Consider the following 16,791-nt stretch of genomic DNA (forward strand, 5'->3'; position numbering starts at 1 on the left):
TTTCGGCCACACTAGGCAGGCATGACCCTCCTGTCGTCAAGGCCGCCGCAACCCGTCGAGCCCGGGTTGCTGTCGAGGGCCCTCGAAGTGGCCGGGCGGCTGGCCAACGACGCGACCGACGTGATCACCGCGACCGCGGGCCGGGGCACCCAGCCCGATCTGAAGGACTCACCCTTCGACTGGGTCACCGACACGGACCGGATCCTCGAACGCCACACCCGCCGCGTGCTGACCGCGGAGTTCCCCGGCATCCCCGTCGTCGGTGGCGAGTTCGGCGCCGACCACGGTGCCGACGTCGCCGAATACCGCTGGGTGGTCGACCCTGTCGACGGCACCGCGAACTACGTCGCCGGTGTCCCCTGGTGCGCCTACAGCCTCGCCCTGATCGACGCTTCGGGGCCGGTGGTGGGCGTGGTCGCGGATCCGTACCGCGCCCAGATCTACGCCGCCGCCCGCGGCCGCGGCGCCCGGGCGAACGGCAAGCCGATCACGCTGCCCGACCGTCGCGGGACGGCCGGGGCGATCGTCTGCACGGAACTCACGCGCAAGGGGGTGTGGCCGGGGATGGGCCGGTTCATCGAACAGGCCGCCGCCGCGCACGCCGGGGTCCGGGTGCTCGGCTCGGCGGCGCTGGCGATCGCCCAGGTCGCGCTGGGGCACGCGGCCGCGGCGGTGCTGCACAACTACCGCGAATGGGACGTCGCCGGCTCGGTCGCGCTGGCCATCGAGGCGGGGGCCGTCGTGCTGGACAGGCACGGTGAGGGCTCGGCACTGCCGGTGGACGCGCTGCTGGTCGCGGCTCCGGGCGTGGCCGACGAGGTGCTGGGGTGGTGGCAGGACTCGGTCGACTGAGTTCCGCCTTCAAGCACGCGAGTCACGTCCCCAATCACGCGAGTCGCGCCTTCAATCACGCGTGATCGCAGATTCCGCACAGCGAGCTCCCGTGCCTCAACGGCCGACTCACGTGATTAGACGGCGAACTCACGTGATTGGACGCGGAACACGCGTGATTGGACGCGGGACTCGCGTGATTGGACGCGGAACACGCGTGATCAGGCGGCGGACTCGACGCGTGACCGGAGGTTCTGCCGCCGGATCCAGTACAGCAGCGGACCGGCGATCAGCCAGGTGAAGAAGACCATGCTGCCCAGCGGCAGCAGCGTGTTCGACCCCGAGCGCCCGGCCACTCGCGCGAGTTCCGGGTCGCCCGCGTCGTACTCGATGTTGACCAGCTGCCCGGCGGCCAGTCCCGCCGGGTAGAGCACGCCGTTGGCGGGGCTGTGCATGATGCCGTCGGGGGTCGCGTAGTTGATGATCGTCCGGTCGAACGACACCGACTCGACCTGCGCGGTGGCCTGCCCGAGCTGCGCTTCGATCGCGCTGTCGTTGCGGAAGGCGGCGAACAGCAGCGAGACGCAGAGAACGGTGACGAGTGAGGCGACAACGAGGGCGGCATACCACCCGATGCGCCTCACCCGCTCCGCTTTGGCCGTCACGCCGCGAGCGTAGCGCTACCCGTCAGTGGGCGTGTCGCTCGCCGAGGAATTCATGGGTCGCCTTGATCTGCGGGTAGGACTTGGGTGCGACCGGTGCCACAGCGGCCCGCAGAGCGGCGGCGGGCGTCCCGTTCGGACCCACCGCGGGCTTGCCCTTGGTGTAGAGCCAGGTCTGGAACAGGTCGTACAGCGGCTTGCCCGAGATCTTCTCCGCCAGCGCGATGAACTCCGGGATCAACGCCGATTTGCTCTTCTTCACCTGCTGCCAGGTCTGCAGGATCCGGAAGAACGTGTCGTCGCCCACAGCCTTGCGCAACGCGTGCACCGCGAGCGCGCCGCGGTCGTAGACGGCCGCGTCGAACTGCTTGTCCACCCCCGGGTCGGCGGGCAGGACCTGCCAGAACGGGGCGTCGGCCGGCTGCGAGTCGTAGATGTACTGGGCGAGTTCGTCTGCCGTGCCCTCGCCGGTCTCCTCCGACCACAGGAACTCGCCGTAGGAGGCGAAGCCCTCGTTCAGCCAGATGTCACTCCACTTGCCGAGCGTGACGTTGTCGCCGAACCACTGGTGCGCCTGCTCGTGCGCGACGACCGAGGTGTTCGAGCCGGAGCGGAACGCCCTCGCGCCGTACACCGGCCGCGTCTGGTTCTCCAGCGCGAAGGTGATGCCGGTGGTGACGACACCGCCCTGCGCCTCGAAGGGGTACGGGCCGAACTTCGAGGCGAGGAACTCGGTGATCTCCGGGGTCCGCTCGACGCTGGCCTTGGCCGCGCCCGCCGACTCGCCGAGGTCCGCGCCGTAGGCGGTGATGAACGGCTGGCCGCTCGGCGTGGTCTGCTCGTTCACCTCGAACTTGCCGACCTCCAGCGACGTCAGGTACGGCGCCTGCGGTTTGGTGCTGCGCCAGTTCCAGCGGGTCCAGCCGGGACGCTGCACCGTCTTGCGCACGAGCGTGCCGTTGGACAGCGCCGCGACGTCGTTCGGGACCTCGACCGAGATGTCGTAGGTGGCGAGGTCGGTCGGGTGGTCGTTGGAAGGGAACCACCAGGCCGCGCTCTGCGGCTCGTCGACGGCCAGCGCGCCGTCCGGGGTCTTCTTCCAGGCGGTGAAGCCGTCGATCTTCACCTTCGACGGGGTGTCCGCGTAGGCCACGACGACTGTCGCCGTCTGGCCCTTCTTCAGTGCCGCGGCAGGCGTGACGCTCAGCTCGCCGGTGCCGTCGGTCGAGGTCGCGAACTGCGCGGGCCGGTTGTTGACCCGGACGCTCGACACCTTCAGGCCGAAGTCGAGGTTGAACCGCGACAGGTCCTGCGTCGCGGTGAGCAGGATCGTCGTCGACCCGGACAGCAGGTCGGTGGACGGCTGATAGGTCAGCCGGAGGTCGTAGTGGCCGACGTCGTAGCCACCGTTCCCGGCGTGCGGGTAGTACGGGTCACCGATGCCGATCGAGCCGGGCGCGGGTGCGGCGGCCGCGGTGGCGGCGAGCAGCACCGAGACGACGCCCGCGGTCAATCCGGCGAAGCCGGCGCGAGTCTTCAAGCGCATTGCGAATCCCTCCCAGGATTTGTCAGCGCGCTCGAAACTATCCAGATGATCATCACGGAGACACGTCCGAAGGAGGGGTTCCTACCCTCTGGACTGAGACGGATATCCGCTAGACAGCGCGCACCGCGGAGGAAACCGCCGTACGGAGGCGCGCGTGCAGCTCACGGTGGCGCGTTCGGTCCACCCGGACCTCCACCACCCGCAGACCCGGCGCGGGCTTCAGCGCCGCGCGGAACTCGGTGAGCGTCTCGGCGACGACGTGCGGAACGCGGTAGCCCGCGCACAGCGCGCCCAGATCGGCGCCGTGCGGCGTGCCGAAGACACGCTCGAAGCTGGCGTTGTGCTCGGGCGCGCCCTGCTCCAGCAGGGAGAAGATGCCGCCACCGTCGTCGTTGAGCACCACGATCGTCAGGTCGGGACGCTGTTCGGCGGGCCCGGTCAGCAGGCCGCTCGCGTCGTGCAGGAACGTCAGGTCGCCGAGCAGGGCGTACGAATGTCCCCTGTGGACGGTCGCGGCGCCGATCGCGGTCGAGACCATGCCGTCGATCCCGGCGACACCGCGGTTGCGGTGCACGAGGACGTCCGGCCGCAGCCGTCCGGCGAGCGCGACGTCCCGGGTCGGGTTGGACGAGCCGACGACCAGCAGCGACCCTTCCGGGACCGCGTCGACCAGCTCGGTGGCCAGCCGCAGCCCGCTCGGCCACGGTTCGGCGGCCAGTGCCTCGGCCACCGCCGACGACGCCGCCTTGTCCGCGCGCTGCCAGCTGGCGAGCCACTCCGGATCGGCCGGTTTGGTCGGCTCGTCGAACCACTGGCCGACCTGGCGGACGTTGTGCGCGGGCGCGGGCCAGTCCGAATCGGGCCGGACCAGCAGGACCTCGACGTCGGGATCGGACAGCACGCGCTGGACCTGCCGGAACACCGTCGGACGGCCGATGCACAGGACCTGTTCGGGCTTGTGCCGCGAGATGAACTCCTCGACGCCGAGCAGCCAGGCGCCGGACGAGATCGCCGTCGCGCCCGCCATCCCGATGCCGCCGGTCTCGGAGACGACCGGCCAGCCGTGCTGCTCGGCCCATTCGCTGGCCGCCTGCACGCCGGTGTCGCACGCGATGACCAGGCCGTGGCGCGCCGAGGGCACCACGAACGAGGGAAGCGCGCCGAAGTCGGGAAGCTCGGTCCAGCGAGCGCCGTCGGGACGTCCTTCGAGTGACTCGTACCACTCGCCGTCATCGTTGATGTCGGGGACGAGCGGCTCACGGAACGGGATGTTCAGGTGCACCGGCCCGCAGCGCCACTCGCCGTAAGCGGCGTTCCAGGCGCGGCAGATCTGGCCGCGCCAGTACGAGTTCTGCCCGGCGCGGCGTTCGGCGACGGCGAGCTCGTCGAAGTAGCGGATGGCGTTGCCGTAGAGGTGGTGCTGGTCGATGACCTGGCTCGCGCCGGCGGCCCGCATCTCGGGCGGGCGGTCGGCGGTCAGCACGATCAGCGGGACACCCGCGCGATCGGCCTCCAGGACGGCGGGGTGGAAGTTCGCGGCCGCGGTGCCCGAGGTGCACAGCACGGCGACGGGTCGCCCGGTGCGCGCGGCGATGCCTAGGGCGAGGAAGGCGGCGCCGCGTTCGTCGATGCGGACGTGCAACTGGAGGCGTCCGGCGGCCGCCGCGTCGTAGAGCGCGATCGACAGCGGGGCGTTGCGTGAGCCCGGGCAGAGGACGACGTGCGAGACGGTGTTGCGGATGAGCTCGTCGACGATCACCCTGGCCTGCGCGGTGGAAGGATTCACCGGCAGACCTCGGGTTTCACACTACGACTCACGGCCACACGTCCTATTCTCCCAAACGTGGATGACGCCCAGGTTTCCGAGCTGTTCGACCCCGCCCTGTGGACCGAGGTCGAAGGTTTCGACTTCACCGACATCACCTATCACCGCTCCTCTGAGAGCCGCTCAGGCAAACGTGTGGTGCGTGTCGCGTTCGACCGTCCCGAGGTCCGCAACGCCTTCCGTCCGCACACCGTCGACGAGCTGTACCGCGCGCTCGACCACGCGCGGATGAGCTCGGACGTCGGCTGCGTCCTGCTCACCGGCAACGGCCCGTCGCCGAAGGACGGCGGCTGGGCGTTTTGTTCCGGTGGTGACCAGCGTATTCGCGGACGCTCCGGGTATCAGTACGCGGACGGGGAGACCTCCGACACGATCGATCCGGCCAGGGCCGGACGGCTGCACATTCTCGAGGTTCAGCGGCTGATCAGGTTCATGCCGAAGGTGGTGATCGCCGTGGTCCCCGGGTGGGCGGCCGGCGGCGGGCACTCGCTGCACGTGGTGTGCGACCTCACGCTCGCCTCGGCCGAACACGCGCGGTTCAAGCAGACCGACGCCGACGTCGGCTCCTTCGACGGCGGCTACGGCTCGGCGTACCTGGCCAAGCAGGTCGGGCAGAAGTTCGCGCGGGAGATCTTCTTCCTCGGACGCGAGTACACGGCCGAGCAGATGCAGGCGATGGGCGCGGTCAACTCCGCCGTCCCGCACGCGGAGCTCGAGACCGAGGCGCTGGACTGGGCGTGGGCGATCAACGGCAAGTCGCCGACCGCGCAGCGGATGCTGAAGTACGCGTTCAACCTCACCGACGACGGCCTGGTCGGCCAGCAGCTCTTCGCCGGCGAGACCACGCGGCTGGCGTACATGCAGGACGAAGCCGTCGAGGGCCGCGACTCCTTCCTGGAGAAACGCTCCCCCGACTGGTCGGCCTTCCCGTACTACTACTGACCGCCGACCTGCGTTTAGCCCGCTAATCGCGATCTGTGCCCCCTCCGGCGCCGACCTGCGTTTAGCGGGCTAAACGCGATCCGGAGGCCCCCGGGCCTGACCTGCGTTTAGCGGGCTAAACGCGATCTGGTGGGCGGGCGCTTAGGGTGGAGCGATGCGTGCCGTGGAGGTGGACGGGAGTCCGGAGTCGATCGCCGGGCTGACCGCGGCGCTGGCCGAGGCGCTCGGCGGCGGCCCGGCTGTCCTCCCCTACGCGTCCGGCGCTCTGCGGGACGCGATGGAGCCGACACGCCCGGCCGAGCCCGGGACGGCGGTGATCATCGCCACCTCGGGATCCACCGGCGAGCCGAAGGGCGTCCTGCTCTCGGCCGCCGCGCTGGCCGCGTCGGCGCACGCCACCCACACGCGGCTCGGCGGGCCGGGGCACTGGCTGCTCGCGACCCCGGCGCAGTACATCGGCGGGCTGCAGGTGCTGGTCCGTTCGCTGCTGGCCGGGACGACGCCCGCCGCGCTGCACGCCTCCGGTTTCCGGCCGGACGACTTCGCCGAAGCCGCCGCGCCGCTGCTGGCCCTCGACGGGCCGCGCTACACGGCGCTCGTGCCGACTCAGCTCGGCCGGCTGCTCGACGCGGGCGGCCCTGGGCTGGCGGCGGCCCGCGCCTTCGACGCGATCGTGATCGGGGCCGCGGCCACGACCGCCGGACTCCGCGAGCGCGCGGCCGAAGCGGGCCTGAAGATCGTGCCCGCGTACGGCATGAGCGAGACCGCCAGCGGCTGCGTCTACGAAGGCGTACCGCTGGACGGAGTACACGTCGAACTCGAAGACGAGCGGGTCTGTATCACGGGTGACGTGCTCTCGCACGGCTACAGATTGCGACCCGACCTGACAGCGGAGGCCTTCGAGGCGGGCCGGTTCCGCACTTCCGACCGCGGCCGGTGGTCGGCCGACGGGCGCCTGGAGATCCTCGGGCGGGTCGACGACATGATCAACACCGGCGGGGTGAAGGTGGCCGCCGCGGCCGTCGAACGGATCTTGACCGGACAACCCGGGATCCGGGACGCGTGCGTGGTCGGGGTACCTGACCCCGAGTGGGGCGAGGCCGTCGTCGCGCTCGTCGTCGGCGCTGGTTGCGACGTCGATTCGCTGCGTGCGGCGTGCCGTGAACAGGCCGGTGCGGCGGCCGCGCCGAAGCGGGTCGAGTTCGCCGAAGAACTCCCGTTGCGGGGCCCTGGAAAGGTCGACAGAACGGCCGTCCGGAATCTCCTACGAAGGTCGTGAATTCTCCACCGATTACTGGGACATTGTTGACACGATCATTACCCGCGGGTTTACGTCTAGGTATGACGCGCTGGACACGCACAGTATTGGCCTGCACCGCCGTCACGATGGGCTTGGTCGCTTTGGCCGGGCCCGCGCTGGCGGACGAACCGGAAACCGCCGTTCCGAACAGCGGCACCCTCACCTGGACCCTGGAAGACACGATCAACAACCTGAAGTAGCGCGATTCGTCCCCTGCTCGCGGTGGCTCGGCACCGCGAGCAGGTGACGAGCCCCGCATACCGGCCGGTAGCCGCCAGGGCCAGAATGGCGGCATGGCGACTGCTGGTGAATGGATCGAAGGGGCGCGCCCGCGGACCCTGCCCAACGCGGTGGCGCCGGTGGTCGCCGGAGTCGGCGCCGCTGTCGCGCTCGACGGCTTCTCCTGGTCCCGATCGGTTCTCGCGCTGCTGGTCTCGCTGGCCTTGATCGTCGGCGTCAACTACGCCAACGACTACTCCGACGGCATCCGCGGCACCGACGAAAACCGTGTCGGCCCGCTGCGGCTGGTCGGCTCCGGGGTCGCGAAGCCGAAAGCGGTCCTGACAGCCGCTCTCGTTTCACTCGGGCTCGCAGGAGTCCTCGGGCTCATGCTCGTCGCGATCAGCGGCCTGTGGTGGCTGCTGGCGATGGGCGCGGTCTGCATCCTCGGCGCCTGGTTCTACACCGGCGGCAAGAAGCCCTACGGCTACTACGGTTTCGGCGAGATCGCGGTCTTCGTCTTCTTCGGACTGGCCGGCGTGCTGGGCACGGTGTACGTCCAAGCCGGACAGCTCAGCTGGACGGCGCTCGGCTGCGCGGTCGCCGTCGGCACGTTCTCGACCGGCGTGCTGACCGCCAACAACCTCCGCGACATCCCGACCGACATCGAGTCCGGCAAGCGCACGCTCGCCACCCGGCTCGGCGACGCCGGCACCCGACAGCTTTACCTGGCGCTGGTCGCGGTCCCGTACGTCGTTAGCGTGGCGCTCGCCTTCGTGACGCCGTGGGCGTTGCTGGGCCTGCTGACCGCGCCTCTTCTGCTGAAGTCGGTCAAGGCCGTCGGCGGCGGCGCGCAGGGCCGGGCGCTGATCCCGGCGCTGCGGGACACCGGGTTCGCCATGCTGGGGTGGGCGATCCTGACCGCGGTCGCTCTCGCGCTCTAGAGCCGGACTGAAGGGGCCCTTCAGTCCCCGCTCAGGCCTCCGGAGCGAGGAGGCGTGAATGGACCGTTCATTCCTTGGGCTTCCCGCTTCGACCCACTACCCGTGCCTGCCGCAGCACGGGCCGACCACAAGATATAGCCCAGGCGATAGCAAAGGTCCCTTGCTCTTTTGGTGATCGGGCGAACCTGCGCTAGGACCGCTCAGCCGTGTCGCGAAAGCCACTTTCGGGACATCAGACGTCGCGAAAGTGGCTTTCGCGACGTCCCCGACCGGCCCCCGTCAGGCCTCCGGAGCGAGCTTCCCGCTCACCAGGAACTCCCGGTACTTCTCCAGGTACGGCGCGATGTCGATGTTCTTCTGCGCCAGCCACCCGTCGTCGTAGTACGTGTTCGCGTACCGCTCGCCGCCGTCGCACAGCAGCGTGACGATGCTGCCCGCCTGGCCTTCCGAGACCATCCGCGAGATCAGCGTGAACGCGCCGAAGAGGTTCGTCCCGGTCGAGCCACCCGCCCAGTGCCCGGTCCGCTCGCGCAGCACCCGGATGGCCGCCAGCGAAGCGGCGTCCGGCACCTGCAGCATCTCGTCGATCACGCCGGGCACGAACGACGGCTCGACGCGCGGCCGCCCGATCCCTTCGATCCGCGACGGCATGCCTGTCGCGTAGTCGAGCGCGCCGGTCTCCCAGGCGCCGTAGAACGACGAGTTCTCCGGATCGACGACGGCGATCTTCGTGGTGTGCCGCTTGTAGCGCACGTAGCGGCCGAAGGTCGCGCTCGTGCCGCCGGTTCCGGCGCCGACCACGATCCACGTCGGCACGGGGTGCCGCTCGGACTGCATCTGCGCGTACACCGACTCGGCGATGTTGTTGTTCCCGCGCCAGTCCGTCGCGCGCTCGGCGTAGGTGAACTGGTCGAGGTAGTGCCCGTTGCACTCCGAAGCGAGCCGCTCGGCCTCCGGGTACATGTCCGGCGCGCGGTCGACGTAGTGGCATTCGCCGCCGTAGAACTCGATGAGCGCGATCTTCTCCGGCGAGGTGCTGCGCGGCACCACGGTGATGAACCGCAGACCGAGCATCCGCGCGAAGTACGCCTCCGAGACCGCCGTCGAGCCGCTGGAGGCCTCGACGAGCACGGTGTCCTGCCCGATCTGGCCGTTCACCAGCCCGTACAAGAACAGCGAACGCGCGAGCCGGTGCTTGAGCGAGCCTGTCGGGTGGACGGACTCGTCCTTCAGGTACAGGTCGATGCCCCATTCGGCGGGCAGCGGGAAGACGTGCAGATGCGTGTCGGCGCTGCGGTTCGCGTCGGCCTCGATGATGCGGACGGCTTCGCGGACCCAGCTGCGGCTGTGCAGCCGGCTCACGCTGCCCCGTCCACTCGGTCGCCGCGCAGCTGGGAGCGCAGTTCGGCACGGGCGCGAGCGCGCTTTTCGTTGCGGCGGGCGAGCCCGGCGGTCACGCGCGCGTTCAGCGGGCGGAACAGCAGCAGGCCCAGCGGCAGTCCGACGACCAGCCCGATCAGCAGCGAGACCAGCAGCGGGACGTTGGCCAGCAGCAACCCGCCGCCGATGACCCCCACCAGGGCGAACCTGGCCAGCACGTACAACGTCAGGTCTCGGGGCAGGTGATTGTCGCTCACATCAACGGAGGCTACGCGTTGCCGTTCTGCACGTCGTCCAGGCCCGCGTTGTTGGGGCGGCCTTCGAAGCGGGTGGAAAGCACGACGGTGGTGTTCGTCCGGCCGACGCCGGGGATCCGCCGCAGCCGGTTGAGCGACCGCTCCAGGTCGTCGACGGTCGCCACGCGCACCTTGACGACGAACGCTTCGTCACCCGCGACGGCGTAGCAGCTTTCGACCTCGTCCAATGCGCCGAGCGCGGCCGCGACGTCTTCCTCGGTCGCGGTGTCGGTGGGATGGATGCCGACCAGCGCCGTCACCCCGAGTCCGACCGTGCTGGGATCGACCATGGCGTGGTAGCCGGTGATGACGCCGGCGGCCTCGAGTTTGCCGACCCGCTCGTGCACTGATGAGGCCGAGAGCCCGACAGACCGGCCGAGGTCGGCATAGGTAGCCCGGCCGTTCTCCCGCAATGCCGCGATGATCTTCCGATCCACCTGGTCCACCGCTACACCTTAGGGGCCACGGCCCGATTCGCGAGATCAGGGCGCGTTTTCGTACATCCGTGACAAGTCCTTCGCGCGCGGATGCGCATGTCGCGGTTGTCGGTTTTGACCTTTAAGGGCTCTTTACTGTTGGACAACCGTTCGAGTACCTGACGGGTGAGATGCAACGATTGCCGTGTTGGCTACCCGGCACGACGGGCACTGTGCCCGCCTCCGGTTTAGCAGTGAAGCCGTGAAGGAGGCGGAAAATGACCGCGACCATGGGCGGAAGGTTGCTCACCCCCGGTGAAGTGGCGGCCCTGTTCCGGGTTGACCCCAAGACCGTGACCCGCTGGGCGACCGCGGGCCGGATCGGCTCGATCCGCACTCCCGGCGGGCACCGCCGGTTCCGTGAGGCCGAAGTGAACGAGCTCCTCGCCGAGCTGACCACCGACGCCAGCGAGCCCGCCCGCAAGGTCTGACCAGGCATTTCTCCCAAAAGGGACTCCAGTGACGAAGGGTTCGCAATGGCCCTTCGTCACATTGGGGTATCCATGGGTCCCCCCGTGTGCGGCAAAGAGGCTAGCCTCGTGGGACTGAGCAACGTCCTCCACGCGGAAAGGGACCGAGCATGATCTATTTGCTCGCGGCCATCGGAGCGCTCACCGTCGCCGTGGTTTTGTGGCGCGCGTTCGGGATCGAGCGGGTCGGGGTGCCCTCGTCGCGGCCGACTCTGGCCCCGGACGACGACCCCGACTTCCTGCGCAAGCTCGGTGAGCAGCAGCGCAAAGGTAAAGACGAGGACAAGGAATAGGCTAGGGCTGAATCGGCTGGTACTGCTGGCCGCCGAAGCCGTCGGCGACGGTGGCGGCCAGTTCCAGCAGGGCCAGCCGGGTGTCGGCGTCGAGCCGGTCCAGTTCGATCTCCGCGCCCTCTTCCAGGTGCGGGTCGAACGGGATGCGGCAGACCGAGCGGACCCGTGCGCCGAAGTGCGCGGAGAGCTTGTCGAGGTCGACGGAGCCGCCCTTCGGCCGCACCGAGTTGATCACCGCGACGGACCGTTTGACCAGGTCACCGTAGCCGTGCGCCTCCAGCCAGTCGAGCGTGGCCGAAGCACTGCGCGCCCCGTCGACGGAGCCTGACGACACCACCACCAGCGCGTCCGCGACGTCCAGGACACCCTTCATCGCCGAGTGCATCAAACCGGTCCCGCAGTCGGTGAGCACGATGTTGTAGAAGTGCTCCAGCAGGTTGACCGTGCGCCGGTAGTCGTCCTCGGAGAACGCCTCCGAAACCGCCGGGTCCTGCTCGCTGGCGAGGATCTCCAGCCGGCTCCCGCCCTGCGACGTGTACGAACGGACGTCGCTGTAGCGGGTGATCTTGTCCGCGTCGCGCAGCAGGTGCCGGACGGTCGCGGTGGTCTCGATCGGGATCTTCTGCGACAGCGTCCCGCGGTCCGGGTTCGCGTCGACGGCGACGACCCGGTCACCGCGCAGCGAAGCGAACGTCGAGCCCAGCGTGGTCGTCGTGGTGGTCTTGCCGACGCCGCCCTTGAGGCTCAGCATCGCGATCTTGTAGCACCCGCGCAGCGGCTGGTTGATCTGCGCGATCAGCTCGCGCTTGCGGGTGTCGGCCGGGCTCTCCCCCGGGTTGACGAGCTTGCCGGTGCCCACGTAAAGCGCCTTGCGCCAGCCCGACTGCGGCTTGCGCTTCTGCGGTTTGACCAGGCTCGCGGTGGCGAGTTCGTCCGGGAGCGCGTGCCTGCCCTGCGGCTGCGGAAGCCCCGGCACGCCTTGCTGCTGGACAGGCTGCTGCTGGACAGGTAGTTGCTGGACGGCCTGCTGCGGAACAGGCTGTTGCGGCGCGTACTGCTGCTGAGGCGGGTACTGGGCGGCCTGCTGAGGCGGCGCCTGCTGGGCTTGCTGCGGCTGCAGCGGGGGCAGGTTCTGGTCGTAGGGCTGCTGGTACTGCCCCTGCGACGGCTGCGGCAACGGCGGCTGCTGAGGCGCGTACTGGCCCTGCTGCTGCGAGTACTGCGGCTGGACGACCTGCGTCGGCTCGGCCTCGAAGGCGCTCGCGGGCGGATGCGGCGCCGAGTCCGTCCTGTCCTCGGAGAACAACTCCGAGGGCTCGGCGCTCTCGGTGGGTTCGGGGTGGCCAGGAGCCGATTCTTCGCTGGGTCCGGTCACCGCTGAATTCCTCCTCCGCGCACGTCTTCCCCCGTTACCTCAGTATTGACGGTAGTCGGCTCGCGTGCAGCGGTGACGGTCAGCCCCCGGCGTAGGAGTGCAGGCCCGAAGTCACCAGATTCACGAAGAACAGGTTGAACACCGTCGCCGAGAACCCGACGACGTTGATGATCGCCGCCCGCTTGCCCCGCCAGCCCGCGGTGGCGCGGGAGTGCAGGTACGCCGCGTAGATGACCCACGCGACGAACGCGACGGTCTCCTTCGGGTCCCAGCCCCAGAACCGGCCCCAGGCCGCCTCGGCCCAGACGGCGCCGCACAGCACGCCGAAGGTGAAGACCGGGAACGCGAAGATGGTCGTGCGGTAGGCGATGCGGTCGAGCACGTCCGCTGTCGGCAGCTTCGGGCCGAACTTGGGGAACTTGGCCGGGTTTCCGTCGTGGGCGGAGCGGAAGAGGTAGAGGACGCTCGCGACACCGGGGACCAGGAAGACGCCCGAGCCGATGATCGCCGCGGAGACGTGGATGATCAGCCAGTACGACTGCAGCGCGGGCTGGACCGGCGCGGCCGTCGTGTACAGCATCGTCCCGTTGATGAACATCAGGATCACGACCGGCGTGAGCAGGAAGCCGGTGAGGTGGCGGACCGGGAACTTCCGCAGGATGACGATCCAGGTCAGGACCGCGATGAAGGTCGTGGCCATGCCGTACTCGTACATGTTGCCCCACGGCGCGCGGTGCACGGCGAACCCGCGCAGCACGATCGCGGACAGGTGCAGCAGCGCGGCGAGCACCAGCAGCGCGGCACCCATGCGGCCGATGCGCTCGGGGCGGCCGACCTCACGCGGCGGCTCGGCGGGGCTCACGGTGGTCACCGACGGGCCGCCGGCGCCGACCAGTTCGCGGACGCGCTGCTTGCTGCGCTCCGTCGCCAGGCGGCCTTTCGCGCCGAAACCCTGCTCGACCAGGGTGAACATCAGCGCGAGCACGTAGATCGCCGTCGCGGTGGTGTAGGAGTAGTCGCTGTACTGGGACAGCGTCTCGTTGATCGGCATGACCTCTAGTTGCCTCTCTGCCCCTGGACCAGCTTGCCGCTGATCCGCTGGAACTCTTCGCCGTAGCCCGCCTGATCGGTGCGCGCCAGCCCGGCGACCTCGATCACGGTACCTGTCTCGCCTTCGCGCGCCGGGGTCGCCCGCACCCACACCCGGCGCCGTTTGACCAGCAACGATCCCGCCAGGCCGATCAGCATCGCGACCGCGCAGACCAGCACCCAGCCCTGCACCGGATCGTGCGAGACCTGGATGGCGACCCATTCCTGGACGCCGTCGAAGCGGACCTTCGTGCCGTCGTCCAGCACGGTCTCCTGGCCCTGGTCCAGGTTCTGCCGGGTGAGCTTCTTGAGCCTGCCGTCCGCGACTAGCGACTGGTCGATCTGGAAGATCGACTGCCCGCGACCGGCGTCGAGGCCGAGGTCGCCGCGGTAGATGTCGACGGCCACCGCCGGCTTGTTCGCCTCGGGCCGCGAAGACGTCAGGACGTTGCCGTGCATGAACGCCGTCGGGGCGAGCAGGCCGGTGATCGCGAGCTGACGGGTGCGGCGTTCGATCGGGTCGGTGATGCCGGGCTGGTCGATCTTCGTCGCGCCTTCGGAGAGCTTCGTCGGCTCGTCGGCGGGGCGCCACGGCGTGATGTTGGTGCGCACGGTGCCGTCGGGGAAGGTCACCGTGAACTTCGGGGAGTAGCCGAAGTTCAGCAGGTAGACGCGGTCGCCCGCGGTGCGCAGCGGCGAGTTGACCTCGAGCCCGTACGGCTTCCACACGCCGGTCTTCAGGTCTTCGCCGGACTGGTACTCCATATTGGAGTGGTAGTAGTTCGCCTGCCCAGTCGCGGTGTAGCGCGCTTCGAAGTCCTTGAGCCGGATGCAGAAGGCGTTCAGGTCGGTGCCGTCGACGCGCAGCCCGGCGTTGAAGGTGTCGTAGCCGAGGATGCCGGAGTTGCACCACGGGCTGTTGTCGGCTTGGACGATGACCTGGCCCTCGTAGCCGAACATCTTGCCGAGGGCGAAGAAGATGATCAGGCCGAGCATGCCGAAGTGGAAGACGACGTTGCCGGTCTCGCGGAGGTACCCGCGTTCGGCGGAGATGCTTCGGACGCCGTCGGCCTCTTCGCGCTCGACGCGGCGCCAGCCTTTGAGCAGCGTGTGAGTGTCCTTCATGACCGTCTCGGGGGTCCGATCGGTCGTGGTGGACAGGTGGTGCGGCATCCGCGAGAGCTTGCGCGGCGCGAGCACAGGCTTCGCGCGCATCGCCTTCGCGTATTCGAGGCTGCGTGGCGCGAGGCAGCCGATGAGCGAGACCATCAGCAGGAGGTAGATCGCCGAGAACCAGACGCTGCCGTAGACCTCGAAGAACTGCGTGCGGTCGAGGAGTTCGCCCCACCAGCCGTGCGCGGCGATGTACTCGTCGGTCTTGGCGACGTTGAGGTTCCGCTGCGGCAGGAGTGCGCCGGGCATCGCGGCGAGCGCGAGCAGGAACAGCAGCACCAGCGCGGTGCGCATCGACGTCAATCCGCGCCAGGTGTTGCGCAGGAAGGCGAGGACACGCTTCAGCGGCGTCGGGCGGTATTCGGTGGTCACAAGGGCAGCCTGAGGTCGGTCACGAGGGTGTTCCTGATCCAGCCGGTCATGTCGCCCCACAGCCCGGTCACCAGCAGGACGCCGACGATCAGCAGCAGGGCGCCGCCGAAGATCTGCACCTGACGGCCGTGGCGGCGCAGCCAGTCGGTGGCGCGGACGGCCCAGCGGGCACCGAACGCGATGAGGAGGAACGGCAGGCCGAGGCCGAGGCAGTAGACCAGGATCAGCACGTAACCACGCGCCGCCGCCCCGCCGGTGGCGCTGGCCATGGAGATGACCGCGGACAGGGTCGGCCCGATGCACGGCGTCCAGCCGAGCCCGAACACCGCGCCGAGCACCGGCGCGCCCCACAGTCCGCCGCGCGGCACGTGGTGGGACCGGAACTCGCGCTGCAGCCCGGGGATCCAGCCGAGGAAGACGAGCGCCATCGCGATCGTCAGCACGCCGCCGAGGCGCTGGAGGAGGTCCATGTTGAGCGCGACGGTGTCGGCGATCCAGACCAGCGTCCCCAGCGTCACGACGAAGACGACGGTGAACCCGAGCACGAACAGCGCCGCCGCGCCGACGACGGCGTAGCGGCCCTTCTTGCGCTCCTCGTCGGCGCTGACCGCGGGGGCGTCCGCGCCGACCAGCGCCGCCAGGTACGCGAGATACCCGGGCACCAGCGGCACGACGCACGGCGACGCGAAGGAGATCGTCCCGGCCAGCAGCGCGACACCCGCTGCGAGCAGCAGCGGCCCGGAGAGGGCCAGCTCGGAAACGGAGTTCACCCGGCTGAGCGTAGGCAGTGTGGTCCAAGTGAAAACGCCGGGGCGTCCTCAACGGGACCTACGTCGCACCCGGTCAGGACGTTGGTCCCGTCCCCGTTACTTGAGGGAGTCGGGCGGTGTCAGCGGGATGGTGGGGAAAGCGGGCGCCGTGACCTCGGGCTTGGGACGGCGGTCCCGGAACACCCAGCCGCCGATCACGCCGCCGAGGAAGCCGAAGAGATGCGCCTGCCAGCTGATCCCGGCGTCCTGCGGGAACAGGCCGGCGAACTGGTAGGCGAAGCACAGCGCCATCACCAGCCCGATGACGATGTCGATCTTGTGCCGGTCGAAGATCCCGCGCACGAGGACGTACCCGAAGTACCCCATGACCAGGCCGCTCGCCCCGACCCCGACCGTGCCGGAGTCGTGGAGCGTCCAGGCGCCCAGCCCGCTCAGCACCGCGATCAGCACCGTGACGCTGAGGAACTTCTTCACCCCGCGATACGCCGCGAGGAACCCGAAGATGAACAGCGGTCCCGAGTTGAACTCGATGTGTCCCCAGCTGGCGTGCAGGAGCGGCGCGGTGAGCACTGTCGGCAGCGAGCTGATCTCACGCGCCCGCGTCCCGTACTCGTACATGAGGCTGTAGCCGTCCACCGCGTTGTAGATCTGGATCAACCAGAGCACCACGAGCGCGCCGACCATGACCCAGAAGGCCTTCTTGGCCTCCGCGATCATGGCCTCGGCGTCACGCTGACCGGATCTGGGCACGTCCGAAGCGGTCGTCATTTCCTTCTCCCCAGTTCAGAGCCACTCCACGTGGCGGAACAGGAGGATAGCCGCCCCGAC

The 16,791-nt window shown here is 69.3% G+C and carries 18 protein-coding genes; 7 read left to right on the plus strand and 11 right to left on the minus strand.

Going from position 1 to position 16,791, the window contains the following annotated elements; all coding sequences use genetic code 11:
- Positions 1-21 precede the first annotated feature (21 nt).
- Positions 22-852, plus strand: a complete 831-nt coding sequence (locus ACZ6YV_RS11900) for an inositol monophosphatase family protein (protein ID WP_465509574.1) — start codon at positions 22-24, stop codon at positions 850-852.
- 200 nt (positions 853-1,052) lie between these two features.
- Here the strand turns inward: ACZ6YV_RS11900 and ACZ6YV_RS11905 are convergent, their stop codons facing one another.
- The 3 genes from ACZ6YV_RS11905 to menD all read right to left on the minus strand — a co-directional run bounded on the left by ACZ6YV_RS11905 (position 1,053) and on the right by menD (position 4,825).
- Entirely contained in the window at positions 1,053-1,496 is a 444-nt protein-coding gene (locus ACZ6YV_RS11905; protein ID WP_465509575.1) for a DUF3592 domain-containing protein, read from the minus strand.
- 22 nt (positions 1,497-1,518) lie between these two features.
- Positions 1,519-3,039 (minus strand): M1 family metallopeptidase, encoded by a 1,521-nt coding sequence (locus ACZ6YV_RS11910; protein ID WP_465509576.1) that lies wholly within the window; start codon positions 3,037-3,039, stop codon positions 1,519-1,521.
- A 109-nt stretch (positions 3,040-3,148) separates the two neighbouring features.
- A complete protein-coding gene (menD, locus tag ACZ6YV_RS11915; protein ID WP_465509577.1) occupies positions 3,149-4,825 on the minus strand; it encodes a 2-succinyl-5-enolpyruvyl-6-hydroxy-3-cyclohexene-1-carboxylic-acid synthase in 1,677 nt (558 codons plus the stop codon).
- Positions 4,826-4,882: 57 nt separating this feature from the next.
- Here menD and ACZ6YV_RS11920 point away from each other — a divergent pair, with 57 nt between their 5' ends.
- The 4 genes from ACZ6YV_RS11920 (at position 4,883) to ACZ6YV_RS11935 (ending at position 8,269) form a co-directional block, all read left to right on the plus strand.
- On the plus strand, positions 4,883-5,806 hold the full coding sequence (locus tag ACZ6YV_RS11920; protein ID WP_378414977.1) for a 1,4-dihydroxy-2-naphthoyl-CoA synthase: 924 nt from the start codon (positions 4,883-4,885) through the stop codon (positions 5,804-5,806).
- Between the two features lie 154 nt (positions 5,807-5,960).
- The gene (gene menE, locus ACZ6YV_RS11925) at positions 5,961-7,085 is read left to right on the plus strand and encodes an o-succinylbenzoate--CoA ligase (protein ID WP_465509578.1); all 1,125 of its coding nucleotides are present in this window, start codon (positions 5,961-5,963) and stop codon (positions 7,083-7,085) included.
- 62 nt (positions 7,086-7,147) lie between these two features.
- Complete coding sequence (locus tag ACZ6YV_RS11930) at positions 7,148-7,306, plus strand: hypothetical protein (RefSeq protein WP_167336152.1); 159 nt, start codon at positions 7,148-7,150, stop codon at positions 7,304-7,306.
- Positions 7,307-7,399: 93 nt separating this feature from the next.
- Positions 7,400-8,269, plus strand: a complete 870-nt coding sequence (locus ACZ6YV_RS11935) for a 1,4-dihydroxy-2-naphthoate polyprenyltransferase (RefSeq protein WP_465509579.1) — start codon at positions 7,400-7,402, stop codon at positions 8,267-8,269.
- A 279-nt stretch (positions 8,270-8,548) separates the two neighbouring features.
- Here the strand turns inward: ACZ6YV_RS11935 and cds1 are convergent, their stop codons facing one another.
- From cds1 to ACZ6YV_RS11950, 3 genes are read right to left on the minus strand one after another with little or no spacing between them, the layout of a single operon-like run.
- Positions 8,549-9,631 carry an L-cysteine desulfhydrase Cds1 gene (cds1, locus tag ACZ6YV_RS11940; protein WP_465509580.1) on the minus strand — a complete coding sequence of 361 codons (1,083 nt, stop codon included), beginning with the start codon at positions 9,629-9,631 and terminating at the stop codon, positions 8,549-8,551.
- Positions 9,628-9,906 carry a DUF4229 domain-containing protein gene (locus tag ACZ6YV_RS11945; RefSeq protein ID WP_378238433.1) on the minus strand — a complete coding sequence of 93 codons (279 nt, stop codon included), beginning with the start codon at positions 9,904-9,906 and terminating at the stop codon, positions 9,628-9,630. Before ACZ6YV_RS11945 ends, cds1 begins: the two co-directional genes overlap by 4 nt.
- 11 nt (positions 9,907-9,917) lie before the next feature.
- Entirely contained in the window at positions 9,918-10,391 is a 474-nt protein-coding gene (locus ACZ6YV_RS11950; protein ID WP_410606010.1) for an Lrp/AsnC family transcriptional regulator, read from the minus strand.
- Positions 10,392-10,639: 248 nt separating this feature from the next.
- Here ACZ6YV_RS11950 and ACZ6YV_RS11955 point away from each other — a divergent pair, with 248 nt between their 5' ends.
- Together ACZ6YV_RS11955 and ACZ6YV_RS11960 are read left to right on the plus strand one after the other, a co-directional pair.
- Positions 10,640-10,852 carry a BldC family transcriptional regulator gene (locus ACZ6YV_RS11955; RefSeq protein WP_005151795.1) on the plus strand — a complete coding sequence of 71 codons (213 nt, stop codon included), beginning with the start codon at positions 10,640-10,642 and terminating at the stop codon, positions 10,850-10,852.
- A gap of 149 nt (positions 10,853-11,001) precedes the next feature.
- Positions 11,002-11,184 carry a hypothetical protein gene (locus ACZ6YV_RS11960; protein ID WP_005151794.1) on the plus strand — a complete coding sequence of 61 codons (183 nt, stop codon included), beginning with the start codon at positions 11,002-11,004 and terminating at the stop codon, positions 11,182-11,184.
- Between the two features lies 1 nt (position 11,185).
- Here ACZ6YV_RS11960 and ACZ6YV_RS11965 read toward each other — a convergent pair whose 3' ends face one another.
- The 5 genes from ACZ6YV_RS11965 to ACZ6YV_RS11985 form a co-directional block, all read right to left on the minus strand.
- Positions 11,186-12,559 carry a MinD/ParA family ATP-binding protein gene (locus tag ACZ6YV_RS11965; protein WP_465509581.1) on the minus strand — a complete coding sequence of 458 codons (1,374 nt, stop codon included), beginning with the start codon at positions 12,557-12,559 and terminating at the stop codon, positions 11,186-11,188.
- A 79-nt stretch (positions 12,560-12,638) separates the two neighbouring features.
- Positions 12,639-13,610 (minus strand): c-type cytochrome biogenesis protein CcsB, encoded by a 972-nt coding sequence (gene ccsB, locus ACZ6YV_RS11970; protein WP_465509582.1) that lies wholly within the window; start codon positions 13,608-13,610, stop codon positions 12,639-12,641.
- Positions 13,611-13,615: 5 nt separating this feature from the next.
- On the minus strand, positions 13,616-15,193 hold the full coding sequence (gene resB, locus ACZ6YV_RS11975; RefSeq protein WP_465509583.1) for a cytochrome c biogenesis protein ResB: 1,578 nt from the start codon (positions 15,191-15,193) through the stop codon (positions 13,616-13,618).
- Complete coding sequence (locus ACZ6YV_RS11980) at positions 15,190-15,963, minus strand: cytochrome c biogenesis CcdA family protein (RefSeq protein ID WP_378238428.1); 774 nt, start codon at positions 15,961-15,963, stop codon at positions 15,190-15,192. The genes resB and ACZ6YV_RS11980 overlap by 4 nt, the downstream gene beginning before the upstream one ends.
- Before the next feature lie 96 nt (positions 15,964-16,059).
- Positions 16,060-16,731, minus strand: coding sequence for a rhomboid family intramembrane serine protease (locus tag ACZ6YV_RS11985; protein WP_465509584.1), 672 nt, complete (start codon positions 16,729-16,731; stop codon positions 16,060-16,062).
- Between the last annotated feature and the right edge of the window lie 60 nt (positions 16,732-16,791).

This window comes from Amycolatopsis sp. NPDC102522 (assembly GCF_055584485.1).